Origin of the sequence: Pseudomonas sp. AKS31, from assembly GCF_023634765.1 — a bacterium.
Classification (GTDB): domain Bacteria; phylum Pseudomonadota; class Gammaproteobacteria; order Pseudomonadales; family Pseudomonadaceae; genus Aquipseudomonas.
Genome location: NZ_JAMLFX010000014.1, coordinates 95,780 through 110,904, shown reverse-complemented (window position 1 = coordinate 110,904; position 15,125 = coordinate 95,780). Strand labels below are relative to the sequence as shown.

The 15,125-nt window shown below is 58.3% G+C and carries 5 protein-coding genes; 4 read left to right on the top strand and 1 reads right to left on the bottom strand.

What is annotated here, in order from left to right:
• From M9827_RS24320 to M9827_RS24305, 4 genes are all read left to right on the top strand, one after another.
• Positions 1-1,771 (top strand): Ig-like domain-containing protein (locus M9827_RS24320; RefSeq protein ID WP_250607584.1); only part of this gene is annotated, 1,771 nt, incomplete at its 5' end.
• Positions 1,772-1,892: 121 nt separating this feature from the next.
• Complete coding sequence (locus M9827_RS24315) at positions 1,893-5,579, top strand: Tc toxin subunit A (RefSeq protein ID WP_250607582.1); 3,687 nt, start codon at positions 1,893-1,895, stop codon at positions 5,577-5,579.
• Positions 5,580-5,641: 62 nt separating this feature from the next.
• Positions 5,642-9,712, top strand: a complete 4,071-nt coding sequence (locus tag M9827_RS24310) for a Tc toxin subunit A-related protein (RefSeq protein WP_250607581.1) — start codon at positions 5,642-5,644, stop codon at positions 9,710-9,712.
• Positions 9,705-13,733 (top strand): Ig-like domain-containing protein, encoded by a 4,029-nt coding sequence (locus M9827_RS24305; protein ID WP_250607579.1) that lies wholly within the window; start codon positions 9,705-9,707, stop codon positions 13,731-13,733. Before M9827_RS24310 ends, M9827_RS24305 begins: the two co-directional genes overlap by 8 nt.
• A gap of 7 nt (positions 13,734-13,740) precedes the next feature.
• Here M9827_RS24305 and M9827_RS24300 read toward each other — a convergent pair whose 3' ends face one another.
• Positions 13,741-15,072, bottom strand: coding sequence for a DUF58 domain-containing protein (locus tag M9827_RS24300; RefSeq protein WP_250607577.1), 1,332 nt, complete (start codon positions 15,070-15,072; stop codon positions 13,741-13,743).
• Positions 15,073-15,125: the final 53 nt, after the last annotated feature.

Below are 15,125 nucleotides of genomic sequence, written 5' to 3'. Positions count from 1 at the left end.
AACAACATCGACAGGCTGGGCTTTGGGGACTTTTTCAGTCGAGGTCGTGCAGAAGATCGTCGACAACGCCGGTGGCTGGATCGAGTCGCAGCCTTTTGAGTTGGAAATCCGCAACACCGTGCCGGATGTCACCGAGGTGACCCACACCAAGGCCTACCGGCCGGTCTTCAGCGGCAAGGGTTATAACGGCGCCACCGTGAGTTTTTACCATCCTGGCGGCGACCTCAAGGCAGCCCCTGATGCCGTCGTGAGCGGTGGGGTCTGGTCGAGCACAGCCAATGAATACTGGGGGCCGGTGAAGGATCGGGAAGTCCATATCCAGCAGTGTATCGAGGAGCATTGCTCACTCAGCCGTGTGGTGTTGAAGGTCACGATTCCACCCCTGCCACCCACAGTGGACGAGCCACCCCGGGAAGGCCTGACACCGACGTTCCGCGGCACCTGCCTGGAAGGCGCCACGGTGAGCATTACCTTCTTCGGCGACGACAACGTCTATAGCGGGATCGTTGAAAAGGACACATGGACGTTCCAGCGAACAGAGCCGTTTCCCGCAGATGTCCCCCAAACCATCTCCGTTACCCAAACCGCAGCCGGGCAAAACTCGGAGCCGCAATCCAGAGATTTCACGCTTTACCCGGCCATGCTCAAACCGGTCATTACCCACCCAGTCGAAAGCGCTGACGTGGCGCCGGACGTGATGATCAAGGGCATCGAAGGTGTGAGCGGCGCCACGATGAAACTGCACGAGTCTCAGTTTCAACAAGAAATAGCAGAAGCTCAGCTTGTGGAGGACGGTGAATGGGAAATCCAGCTCACTGGTTTGAAGTTCGGTGAGTTCACGATCTTCGCGAAACAGGAACGCGACGGACGTCCTTCCGAAAGAAGCGACCATCGAACCTTCAACGTGGTGGTGCCGCCACCGCAGATCACCACGCCGCAGGAGGGCGGCAACCTGACGCGCACCGCCAGGCTCAGGGGCGTCGGTTTCCCTTCAGCGCGGGTCGAGGTCTGGTTCAAGGGCGCTGACGCGCCGTGGTTGAGCGATATTACGGTGCCGGCGAGCGGTAACTGGCAACGGGAAGTGACGCTGCCGGTCGGCAATTACATTATCCAGGCCCGACAATTGTTCACGGCAGACAACAAGACACATGAGTCTGCCTTCACAGAAGACTTGACCTATGACGTGGTCCCGGCAGCGCCTTTTGTCGAAACCCCGGTCGAAAACGAACAGGTTGGCCGGCAAGTGGTGGTGTCGGGCTTCGGTGTGCCGGGCGATACCGTCACGGTGACGCTGGGGAGCGCCACGCCAAGCGCTGTCGTTCTAGAGGACCGAACCTGGTCGATCAACGTGGAAGCTCAGACCGACGGCGACATGGTTCTGCAAGTGACATCAGTGCTTGATGGTTTCGAGTCAGGCGCGGCCTCCCGCAAGGTCGTGGCGGGGCTGTATCTGCCCGTCATCGCTGAACCGGCAGCGGGACGCTGGGTGCATGATCCGGTGGCTTTTGCCGGTACGGGCGAGGGGGGTGTCGGGCAGGTCGTGAGCTGGTTCAACCCGGAGCAGAAATGGACGCCGCTGCTTACCGTCTCCGGCAACGCATGGCGCGGTGATTCGGCTGTGTCGTTATCAGCGGGCGGCAGATGGTGCCGTTTCCGGCAGACCCTCACGCCGGGAACAAGGGTGTCCGATTGGGCCGAGAGCGCACGCTTTGAAGTTGTGCAGGTTCCTTCCGGACCACGGAGTCGCGAAAAGCCGACGGATGGTCATTAAACCTGTCAGTTCTGACAGTAGACGCTTCTGGCTTTCCAGCGCCAAATTGACCTGAACACATGTGCAGCCTGACGAACACGTCGGGCAGTTCAGGCCAGCTCTCGACCCAAGGAATCCGATCATGGCTGATTCGCGCCGTCCCGGTCTGCAACTGTACACGCAGTTGTTTCCAGAAGAGGAAAACGCTAAGGACACTGTTCTGCAACCGCTCCACGCCTACCTGAAAAACGGTGGCTCGATTTTCCCGCTGGTGGAGAAGGGCGTGGAGCACCTGGCCAGCCAGTATCAGATGAACCGGGAGGACGCCCGACGGTTCTTACGCCGCGCCAACAGCATGGCCACTTACCTGAGCCGTCAGTTCATCGAGCAGCAACTAAGCGGTGGCGATGGTGTGCCTGAGCCGGCGGACGGATTGCTATCGTGGGTGACCGGGCCACGATATGAGCTGCTTTTCAAGACCGAGTTCGAAAAGCTGGCTCTGCCGGAGTCTCTGGAGTCCATGGCATCCCCGGTGGCCTACCTGATCTTTCTGTTGGTCTGGATCCGCGACCGGATCGAGGCCGTAAAGCTTGATCCACCGGGCTTCCCCCTCGAAGAGCGGCGTGCTGATCTGATGGATCTGTCTGTGGATTTCAATGCAGTGTTCCGACCAGTGTCTTCGGTGGACATCATCGTCTCGGTATTGGAGCGCTTCATTAAGGAGCATCCATTAGAAGACTCGCCGGCCGAGACAATCGAAGATGCGATGATTGAAGCGCGTTATCCCAATGGCCTGCCGTACTACCAACACTGGGTCACCCTTGACGGTGTTGCGCAACTCAACAATCTGTCAGTGGGTGATTTTGCCCACACGGTCCATTTGGACTACCCCTACTTTTTGCAGTCCGGCACCTGGATTGGTTTCGCCGAACGTGCGCTGGCGCATTCCTCGCGATTCGGACCCTATCAGCGGAACGTGTTAACGGAGCCTCCCGTAACGCTTGCAGACCGTAACGCATTTTATCGGGACAACTACGGCTCAGACATAGAGCATGATGCGGGGCCGCAGAACCTGAATCAGGTTCCGTACTTCGGCGAACACACCAAGCTCGACACGCTGGCGATTGAACGTTTGCTGTCCATTCGTGATTTCGCCCCGGTACTATCGGCCAATTTTGACCCCGAAGATCCTCCATCGTCACCTTCTCTCCCTGTGAGTAGCGCTGAAGATCCCGTTCCGCCTCTGCCAGAAAGCGGGCTTTCCGGGTCGGTCTACATCAATGCCAATGCCCATCCCGGCGTGAATATCAACATTGCGGATGAAAGCCCTGCGTCTCTGCATCGATTGTCTGTTGTTCACGACAATAATGAAGGGCTTGCCGCCTTCGACCGGATGAACCGCATGATACGCCTGTGCAACTGGCTGGAACTGCCCAGTGACCAGGTGGACGCCTTGCTGGCTGCTGCGATCAGGGCTGAAGTGCGCGGCGGTGCGGATGAAACGAAGTGGTGGATCACGGACAACGTCGTGCATGCCCTTGGGTTGTTCCAGACCTTGCGCGAACGCTACAACTGCACAGCGGCAGATTTTGCGGTATTCATCGATCAGTTGGCCATTTACGGGCGCGGCGAAGCGTTATCGCAATTCGATCAGGTGTTCAACAGTCAAGGCCGCTACCGGGAGCCTTTGGTACTGGATGACGGCGAGTTTCCGGTAACGCCCGCACCGGGCGAAGTCCACCTGACCATCAGCCAGTTGTGCAGTGGCCTGGGGATCGACACACAGACTTACCAGTATCTGGCGTTGCAAGTGGCCAAGGCCCACGGCATCAGCGACAACACGTTCAAGCGCAGCCTGCCGATCATTTCCAGTTTCTATCGACTGGTGCGGTTGTCCCGATTGCTGAGCATGACCCCCGTTGAAGGCGTGCTGATGCTGCTACTGATGGGGGGGGAGACCTGGCTCAATGAGTTGGCGGGCACTCCAAAGATTGGTTCGACCGTCAGCGAGACGCCGGACGTTCTGAACATCATTGACGCCCTGCAATCGTGCGTGCAGTGGTGCGAGCAAAACAACTTGCCTGTGCTGTGGATGTTGCAACACGCGGCAACATCGCAACCCGCTCGTGAAGCCTCCGAACAGGACCAGCAGCTGTTTGATCAGATACGTAATCTGTTGCCTACGGTGCTGTTCTCCAACGCGGCGGTGTTGATGGCTGGTTTACCGCCCGCCGGTGCGGCCAGCTGGCTGGATTACCTGGTAGCAACTGAGGACGGACCGGCGCCTGTTGTCGATGCCGATGGGTTGTTGCTGGCGCCCATCGGCACGCCGGAGCAGTATTTGATCGAGATGCAGAGAAGGGTCGAATGGGCAGTCGATCAGGCCCTGGGTACCCTGGAACCCGGGGTGCGCACGAATTTGGCCAACACCCTGCTCAACGTTCTGCTCGAGGCCAGGGACGCTCAGGCATCCCTGGTGAAGGAAACGCTGGCGGTCTATGCCGGTATTGAACCGGATCAGGCAATACCGGTATTGAACTGGGCCGACAAAACGGTTTACCAGTTTTTGCGCCAGGTGAAATCTCGCATCGATTCGAATACCGAACCATCCAGGCGCAATCCGGATGCCGATCTGTTGCTTACGCTGTTGGCCGAGGTTCGGCGGCGCAGTGAGGTGTTTTCAACGCTGGGGCTGAGTGCCACCCTGCTCCAGGATTATCTGGATTACGGTTATCGGGCCTGGATGGGGCAGACCGACAAGTATGCCCTCACGGTCACCACGCTTTATCACCTGACCACGCTGACCCGGGCATTTGGCTTGAGCACACAGCCGGCGCAACAGTTGCTCGACTACCTGCGCGAAGTCAACGCACTGAAAGAAGCTCTTGGTGTGGAGGCGCGGCAACTGGCGCACCAGGCTTCTACCCTGCGTCTGGCCGAGTTTTTCGACTGGAGCGTGCAGGAGGTGCGTGAGTGCGTCAATCGCCTGGATCCGGCTCGGCCGATACTGCGAAACCTTAGCCAGCTGGCTGTGCTTGTTCGCGTCCTTGAGATGTCCAGGAAAACGGGAATGGATGCGCTGACGATCTTCCTGATGGGCCATTTGCCTGAAGCGGTGGACAAGGACGCCTACGCCGAGGCTGCTGAACTGGCCTTGCTGAGTCAGTCCGAGGCGCGTACGCCGCTCGCTCAAGTGCCGGGGGATCTGCGGCAACTGGTGACCATGACCTGCGTTGTGCAACCCACCCAGGTGGTAGCTCGCTCGACCGAAACCGCTACTTACACGGTAACGCTCAGAGACCCCGCAGGAGAGCCTTTGAGCGGTATCGGCGTGCATTTTCGCGCCAGCCTGGGCGACATCGAAGAAACAGGCGATACCGATCACAACGGGCAATTCATGGCCACATATACCCCCGGCGACAAAATGGGCGAGGACACGCCCGTTTTCTGGCTGGACCTGTTTGAGCCCGAGAACGCCCCGACCATCGAACTCATTCCCGACGAAGACACCCTGGACTTCGTAACGATGCTGAAGTCGCCGGTGCCATCGGGGCCTGTGCCAAGCGGCCAGGAAGTCGAACTCTACGCAACGTTGATGGATAAGTTTGGCAACCTGGGTGTAGGCGAGCTAGTGGACTGGTTCGTCGAAAGTGGTCAGGGAGAAACAACCAGGGTGGACTTCCGGGGACGGCACGGGAGGACGAATCAGGAAGGGCTCACGCGCGTGTACGTTTCCAGCGCTACGGGCGGCACATTCAGGTTAAGCGTGCTCTGCCATGCAAGTGAACAGAAGGGTCACTTCGATGCCATTACGTTCGAGGGTAGTTGATCACCGACGTGACAAAGCCCCGTGCAGCACGCACCCCGGAATTTGATCAAGGAGCAAGGATCATGGCATTGAATTACATTGGCGATCTGCAGGAAAAACGGCGTTCCGCTTTGCTTGAATACTGCATCGGCCGGACCAGCCGGGTGAAGTATCCCTTTGTGGAAACACCGGCAGATCTGTTCGAACTGCTGCGCATGGACCCGTTGGACACCTTCGCCGTGCAAAGCTCCTGGGTGGCCGAAGCGACCAGTTGCGCGCAGCAGTACATTCATGCGGTGTATCGCAAACTTGAGCCCGGATATACCACCCACCAGTTTCCCGCCAGCCATCTGGCCGAGTGGGAACTATGCAACAACTATCCCGACTGGGCGGCGGTGCAGTTGATCCGGCTCTATCCGGAAAACGTCACTATCCCGTCTGTCCGCCAACGCAAGAGCAGTCTGTTCAAGATCCTCGAAAACGATCTTAATCAGACCCGTTTGACGACTGATTCAGTACAGGTGGCCTTGCAGAACTATCTGCAAGCGTTCGAGCAGGTCTGTGACCTGGATGTCATCAGTTGCTACATGGACGGCGTCACACCTGACCGCGCCGATTACTACTTTGTCGGTCGGCAGCGGGTGCCGCCCTACCAGTACTTCTGGCGCAAGGCCGAGATTGAACTCACGCCGAGCTGTGTCGCTGTCAATCCGGCTGCCTGGGGTGAATGGCAGGCCGTGGAGATTCAGCCCGCGTATCGGGTGCTGGATATCCGCCCGGTATTCTGGAACGGCCGGTTGTGTCTGGTCTGGGCCGAGTGGAGTGACAGGGTTGAAGGTAAAACGGAAGCGGAATTCATTCCCGAAAAACTCAGCGTCAACCTGGCGTTCATGAAGCAGAACGGTCAGTGGTCGGCACCGCTGAGTTTGTACAGTGCACAAGCAGAGGAGGGGGATGACAAAGAGTTTCAGTTGATTGTCTCGGTGTGGATCGATCTGGATTCTCCCAAGGGCAAACTGGGGGTGTTGATTCCGCTGGTGGACAAGGACTCAACTCCGGAAAAACCGGTGATACACCGGATTTATGACGTGCTGATGCGGCCCGACACCACTGACGCGGGCGGCTGGCTGGATGTCGCGAAAGTCCGGTTTGCCACGCCCGAGACGGTGCAGCATTCCTTCGGCAGCCAAGTGACGATGACCTCGGAGGATCAAACGCCCGGCTCCATGTCCCGTTATCTCGGCCTTCGGGCCACGGCCCAGCGTATAAACGACCAGGATGTGCTGACCGTCAACGGGTTTTGCAGGCCTACCGGGTTGTCCGGCGACGTTACGCCAGAGTTCGAGTTGACGCTGGTGGGCAGAACCGGTACAGACCCTGCGCCTTTAAAAACGAAGGCTTCGCAAGCGGGGGACTGGGCCACTGCATCGCTGGAGTTCAAACGTGACAAAGGTTCATGGCCCGCAGACACCACCGTCACTCTAAAAGCTACAGAGACGAAGTATGGCGGCAAGGAGTTCAAACTCAAGATCGTCAATCTGGCGGACTTCACCCCGCCAAAGCTGGTGAAGAACACCCGCGATGCAGCGCAATTCATTGCCTACGAGTTGCCGGATCCCTACCTCAAATACAGCCGGTTGAACTCACAGTTCGGCCCTGAACTGGTGCTGCGTGCCAATATTTCCGTTGAAGCCGTACTGCACTGGGATACGCAGTTTCTTCCGGAACCACCGCCGACGGGTATTGAGTTCAACGAGCCCAACGGAGCCTTCGATGGCGCCAACGGCTTGTTTTTCTGGGAGTTGTTTTTTCATGTAGCGCACCTGTTGTACACGCGTCTGCACGTTGAAGGGCGTTTTGCCGAAGCGCAGAAATGTTTGCACTATGTATTCGATCCGCAAGCCATCGCCGAACCGGACAGCGGCGCGCCCAATTACTGGCGTTGCCGGCCGTTGGCCCTCGATGCCGGTAATGCCGGTTGTGAGGCGCTGGCCCCCACCGATCCGGATGCCATCGGCTATGCGGCGCCCAAGCACTTCAGGATTCTGATGTTTCGCGAGTACGTGAAAAACCTGATGGCCTGGGGCGACTGGTATTACCGTCAACTGACCCGCGATAGCCTGGTGGCGGCCAAGTTGTGTTACGTGCAAGCCGAGTTCCTGATGGGCAGGCCGCCGCTGGCCCGTTCGGTGAATCGTTGGCAAACCTCGACGGTGAAAGAACTTTTAGACGCAAGCATTAGCCGTCCGGCGCTGGAGGCGTTTGAACAATCGCTCGAATTCAGTCTGGCGGATATTCCGGCCGGTTCCGATAGTGCGCCAGGGCTCGGTTTGTTGGCTTCCGGGCCATTCAGGGTTCCGATCGATCACTCGCTGGTGGACTTGTTTGCTGCACCCGGTCAACGCCTGCATAACTTGCGTAACAACCTCACTCTCGATGGCAAACCGCTGGATATCCCGTTGTTCAGTCCACCGTCCGATCCGAACGAGTTGCTGCGTTTTCTGGCCTCCGGTGGCCTCGGTGGGCCACGGCCGATGGGCGGGCGGCTGGTGGTCGGCGCATTCCGGTGGCGTCCGGTTCACGAAATTGCTTCGCGTGCGGTGCAGGTGCTACAGGATTTCGGCAGTCAGGTGCTCAATATGCTCGAACGACGCGATCGTGCCGAGCAGGAAGAATTGCAGCAAACGCATCTGGTGGAATTGGGCGACTACGCCCAGACCGTCCAGGAGCAATCCATTGCTCAACTGGAGGCCAGCGTTACGGCGCTCGAACAGAGCCGGGTCGTGGCGCAACAGCGAGCGGATGCCTACGCGCAGCGCTACAACGAGAACGTTTCGGCGGTTGAATATCAGGTCATGGCGAGCCTGAAGGAGTCGAAGACTCAAGCCTTGACCGCCAAAATACTCAGACCCACCGGGGCGGTTATCGCAGCGTTGCCGAAAATCTATGGCATGTCCAATGGCGGGATGAAACCCGAAAATGCGATTGATGCGGTGTGTTACGGCCTGGAAATCGCCTCGTCAATGTTGCAAACCGACGCCGACGATCAGGCCACTACCGAGGGTTACCGTCGCCGCCGCAACGAATGGGGGCTGCAACGTGATCAGGCCTTGGCCGAAGTCGACGCGCTCAATGCGCAGATCGAGGCGCAGCGCCATGCGGTTGCTTCAGCTCGCTCCAACCTTGCACAAACCCTGCGGGCCAACGCTCAGGCCCTGACGGTTTACAACTTCCTGAAAAAACGCGCGAGCAATGCCGAGTTGTTTGGCTGGATGCTTGGCCAGTTCAAGGCTTTGCACTATCAGGCCTATGACGCCGTGATCAGCCTGTGTCTCAGTGCCCAGGCTTCTCTGAATGCCGAAACCGGCGATTACGACGCGCAGATCCCTTTGCCGAACGTCTTTCTGGAACAGCGCCATGGTTTGACGGCCGGCGAGCACTTGCGTGCGCATTTGCTGCGGATGGAGCGCGAATATCTGCAGCGCTACGAGCGTCGGCCGGAGTTGATGAAAACCGTTTCCCTGCGCAAATTGTTCAACGACACGGTTGACCCGCAGCCAGGTATCGACAGTTGGGAGGCTGCGCTCACGCAGCTGCAGACCACCGGCACACTGGAATTCCAGCTGACCCAGTTGCTCTTTGATCGTGATCACCCAGGCCACTTCTGCCGGCAGATCGACTCGGTGGAAGTCGACTTGCCGGTCCTGACCGGACCGTATGAGGATGTGCGGGCGACCTTGCTGCAGATCTCAAGCAAGACGGCGACCCGGGCAACCACGCAGTCAGTGCAGTACTTGCATAAACCAGGGAACGTGGCGCCTGGCGACGTGTTGATCAATTTGCGCAGTGGCCAGCAAATCGTGTTGTCGGCAGGGATCGCCGACAACGGTCTGACGGCCATGAAACCCGATGATGGCTTGCTCAATCCCTTTGAAAAAACGGGCGCAGTGTCGAAATGGCAACTGACGTTCCCCTGGCATTTGAAACAACCGCAAGAAGGCATGCTGCGTTCCATGAACGACGTCATCCTGCGTATCCGCTACTCGGCCAAGGTTGGCGAGCCGACCTTTGTCAGCAAAGTCAAAGACCTGGTCAACGAAATCGAGAGTGCCGCGCTTGACACTCAGGTCAAAGGGGTGAGTCGTCATGAATGAGCCGATCGTTCAAGCCAACCGTAATCTGTTGTTCAATGGTGATTTCAGCGAAGGGACAGACGGCTGGAAAAAAAGCGGTATTTCAATCGGTGTATCGGGTGACTGGTACGCCGGGGATCGACTTTTGCTTCTGCACCTCTCTCATGAAAGTTATGTGAGCCAAGAGTTTGAAGTGCCCAGAAAAACCTCCAGCGATGCGCGATACCGCCTGAGTTTCCTGTGCGAGACGATCCACGAACAGTCGGGATGGCTATTCCTCTTCAAGGGCTCGGAAGAGCTCTTGAAGGTAGAGCTGAAACCCGGGACTGGCCGCAACCTTGAGCAGGATCCGGCGCGACTGGCGGTCGGGCAACCTCTGGATTTTGTCCCGATTGAATACGAACAAACGCTGGATTCATCGTTCGACGCTGGCGATACGCTGCGTGTAGAGATCAAGAGTCCGCCAAACGCCAATAACGACTATTACTCGAAAGTTCGCATTACCCGCCTCGACCTCCAGTTGCACCTGGATCCACTGAAATTGCGAACGATGAAACTGGATAATCAGGTCCTGGACGAGGGCAGCACGTTGTATTTTTGTCTGGGGGCAACGGACGCCGCCCCACACAGTTTGACCTTCGAACCTGAACCGCAGAATGCCTGGGAGAATACCGAGGCGGCACTGACGCTTACTGATAATCCACAACAAGCGATCATCGTCAAACCGGGACCGGAGGTTGAACAGTTGCTGACCGAGCAATGGTCGCTCGATTGCCCGGTGGTCGGTGACGAAGATCCTTATTCATTCACGCTGAACCTGGTCAACCGCTACAACGCAGAGCCTTATCCGATCCCGATATCGCTGGGACACCACCGCCTGAAGTTTCGCGAGAGACTCGAAGCTGCGTATTACCCGGTACTGGAATATCGGCAAAGCGTGCGTCTGGGCGTGCAGGTGGCGTCTTTCTATACCCAGCAGAGCGTCGCTGGCGTGACGGTCAACTGGTCGACGGCAGAACGTGTGACCGCCGTCTCTGTTTCCGATGAGTACGGTTGGGCCTACTTTGATTTTCAGCCGACAGTGGCAGTAGAAGCGCTTATCGAAGCATCGGTCGGGAGCCCTTATTACTCCAGCGGCGTTTACACCGAACAGTTCAACGTGCGGGTATTGGCCACTGATCCATGGAAAGATCTGCGGGCCGTCGTCGATGAAGTCGAAACAGCCTGGGATGCAAACGGTTATCCGAACCGTGGCAGCACCCATGACCTGCTGGCGCGTCTGCCGGATAACAGTCCATTGCTTGATACAGAGCTGTCTTTGCATTGGAGCGGCGACAGTCATGAACAACTGGGCGTTGATGTCAGCCCGCCACTTGAGGATCCGGTACAGGTTGCCCGGCCCGACATGCTCTGGACGCTGACCTGTGATGATGAGCTCGACGGCCGATTTCTGCTGTCGCTGGTCTGCTCGAAATTGCTGCTGCCATCGCCGGGCAAACCGATGTCGCTGGCGCGCAATAGGGTCAGGGTCGGTGAGGTGCACGAAGCCAACAAATTCCCGGTCGTCGACGAGCAGGAAAGCGTGTTGTTACGCGTGCAAGTGCTGCATGAAACGGCATCCGCTGACGGTGATCCGGTTCGTAACGCGCTGGTCGAATGGCACACGCCTGAAGACGTTATTACGACCTGTACGGGCTACGGTGGTTGGGCGAACGTGTTCTACACACCGATGAGGGCCGGGGATTTGAAGGTCATGGCCCACGTCAAGGCCCACCCGGAAGCCGTGCCGGTCACTCGGGAGTTCGAGGTCAGTGCGATCGCTACGAGCCCCTGGAAAACCGAGGTCGAAATCCGGCTGGATGGGGAAATAGTCCAGCGCAATACGCTCGGTCTGGTGTGTAAAAAAGGTCTGCGGCACACCTTAAGCGTCACGCCTGTCGCCGGCAGCTCGTGGATTGGCAAAGGTGTCAGCCTGCAATGGCGTGACGATGATCCCCCTGACATCGGCTTGCAGTTCTCTGAACCGGGAGTCAGCAAACCCCTGACGGCCGCGGGGGTGCAATGGACATTGAGTTCAGCGGCAGAAGACAGCATCAGCAGTCTGTTTGAACTGGAGCTGCGTCTGGAAAGTGTCTCGATTGTTCGAGAATTGTCCGGGCGCCTGTTAGCTGCCGACTTGAGTACGGAAGTCAGCCTGCTGCTGGATCAGGTCCGGGCGGCGCCGAATGATCATGTGCTTTATCCGTGTCTGGGCGCCATCCACCGTTTCAATGTGTTGCCTGGTGAGTTAAGCCCACTGGTGGGATTGCAGGCCGCGCTGAGCTGGTCGGGTACTTCGATGGATGACCTCGACGCCAGCGTCCGCCCCTCGTTGGATACTTCACAGACATTGAGCGATGGGGGGGCGATCTGGGAGCTGGACTTTTCCGCCAGCGAGCAGCCCGGCCAATTTGCGCTGACCCTCGCCTTGCCTGAGCTGGGTTATGTCACCCAGGCCAAACCGCTGGTGTTGGGCCATAACAAAGTGAAGATCCACGCCGTGCGCGAAGCTGCCGTGGATCCGGTCGTGGGTCAGACACCCGCCTGGCTGTGGGTTCAGGTGTACTCGCATTTTACCGACCGCGCGGTGGGGCAGGTTCCGGTGAAATGGTGGGACGGCATGGATGGCGCGACGACGTTGACCGATGCCGAGGGTTGGAGCGGTTTCGGCTTCCGTCCGGACACCGGCGATATGCATTCGGTGACGGCGCTGGTAGAGAGCTACTTTGACAACTTCGAAGACGCTCGCACGGTAGCCGTCAAAGCGCAGCTAACGGATCCGTGGAGCGAATTGTGGGTCAGTTTCGACAACAAGCCGGCGCAACTGTGGGGTGAGAAAACCTACTTCCCGCGCCGCAAGGGCCAGCATCGGATCGATGTGAAAGCCGCGGCCAACAGCGCGTTGCTCGATTGCAGTCTTGCCCTTGGGATGACGGGAACCGGTCCAGAGGAATTGGGCATACGCTTCGATGGACCCATGCTCGGCGAATTCCAGCGTTTCACTGAGGAGGGACTTACCTACCTCTATTCCGCCGGGGACCTGAAGAACGGCCGCTTCGGACTGTGCTTTGCCTGCGAACGACTGGCGAATCTTTCTCCCGTCAACGCAATGTCTTTGGGCGAAGGCGCACAAGTGGTGAAAATCGCCGAGCGTTCGCGGGTCAGTCAGACGTTGCTTTGGGGCGAGGTGGTGTCTGAACAGATCACCGTTGTTTCGGCCATCAGTGGCAGGCCGATGGCGGGGATGGTCGTTGTCTGGCGCAGTGCGGATCTTGGCGAAGTGACGACGACCACCAACTTCTACGGTGAGGCGCGGATCCGCTTTGTGCCCAAGACTCCCGGAGCGGCGCAACTGACTGCGACGGTGGGGGATGCGCAGTATTCGGAATCGATTTCGTTGCCTTTTATCCTGCATGAACCCCGGGAAATAAAAGAACTGGTCAGCGATGATTTGACCGGATATCCAGGACAAGAGATTACAGCGCAGGCCTTGGTGGTTTCAGCCAATACCGGCGAGCCTTTGGCCAATGTCGAAGTGATGTGGGAGTACGACAACAAATATTTACCGGCCACACTGACGGATAAAGATGGCATGGCAACGGTGCGCTTTTTCCTGGGCTCTGCTGGTGAGACTGGGTTGTGGGCGTCGGTAAAAGGCGGCTTGGCTGGCTGGGATGTGAAAGCGTTGTCGTTCAGCGTCAGTGAGCGTCCCGCGCTCGTGGCATCCGTTGTCGCCTCGCCTAATCCGGTTCCCTTGCAGAATTACGTCTCCATGACTGCGCTGATCGTGGATAAGTACTCGCGAGAGCCAATGCCTGACAGAAAAATCCAGGTCTCGAATAATGGAGCACCATTTATCGACAGCAAGACCGATCACAAGGGGCGATATGAATCTCACTGGAGGCCGATGTCTATAACGGAAACCGTTTCCCTCGCCGTCAAGGTCGACAACCCTGATGGCACATCCGAAAGTGGTGCCGTTACTGTGAAAGTCACAAGTTGACCGAGCTTCAAAGCGCGGCACTGCGTTTCCAACTGAGATACTGCGTCACCAGTTCGGCTCCCAACTCGGCGGGCCGGACATCCACCACCGGAACGCCATGAGCGCTCAACCGCTCATGGAGTTCTGCCCGCTCATTCAGGTAACTCACCGTGCCGCAGTAGGCCAACGCCTCGGGCAGGGTTTGCACCGGGGTCTGGCGTAACGTATCCAGCGTCTCTTCACGCAGACTGGCCACCAGCACCCGATGTTGTGCGCTCAGCCGTTTGACCGCGCTCAGCAGTTCACCGTCATCCTCATCGCGCAGGTTGGTCACCAGCACCACCAGTGCCCGCCGTTTCTGTCGCGTCAGCAGTTGATTGGCAGCGGCCTGATAATCAGCAGGGCGTTGCGTGCTGTCGAGGTCATAAACCGTGTTCAGCAGCACGTTCAGTTGGCCGCTGCCTTTTACCGGCGCGAGATGGCGCGGCTGCTCGCAGGCAAAGGTACTCAAACCCACCGCATCGCCCTGACGCAGAGCTACATGACTGAGCAGCAGACAGGCATTGAGCGCGTGGTCGAAGTGCGACAGTTCATCGTCCTGGCTGCGCATGCGTCGGCCGCAGTCGAGCATGAAGATGATTTGCTGGTCGCGCTCGTCCTGATATTCACGGGCAATCGGTGTGCGTTGGCGCGCGGTGGCTTTCCAGTCGATCTGGCGCAGGCTGTCGCCTTCTCGAAACTCGCGCAGTTGATGGAATTCAAGGCCCTGACCGCGACGTTGCCGCTGACGTACGCCGAGCTGGCTGAGCCAGTTATTCACTGCCAGCAGCTCACCGCCATAGAGCCGGGCGAAGTCGGGATAGACACGGGTCTGGTCGCTGACGCTGAGCTGGCGTTTGCCTGACCATAATCCCAAGGGGCTGGGCAGGCTGATTTCGCAGTGGGCGAAGCTGAAGTAACCCCGTTTGAGCGGGCGCAGGCGATAGCCGAGCACACTGCGCTGACCGGGTTGCAATTCAATCGACAGCGGCAGGTTTTCGAAACTCAGGCCTTCTGGCGGGTGGTCGAACAGTTCAATGTGCATCGGCTCGCTGAAGTCGTGTTCGATTTCCAGGCGCACTTCACCCCAACGGCCGAGTGCCAGACTGCCGGGCATCTGTCGAGTGATGCGCGGTGTTGGCAGACGTTGCAGGCGTAGCGCATCCAGCGCCGCCAGGGCCAGCAGCGCCAGCAGCAAGCCCCAGTTGATCGATATCAGGCTCGTCGGAGTGTCGATTTCCAGTGCGCGCAACGTGCCCAGCACAATGCCGATGACCAGCAGCAAGGCCAGCCAGATCAACAGCAGTTTCGACGGTTTCATGCTTTTACTCCCTGTAGGAGCTGCCGAAGGCTGCGATCTTTTTGGCTCATCGC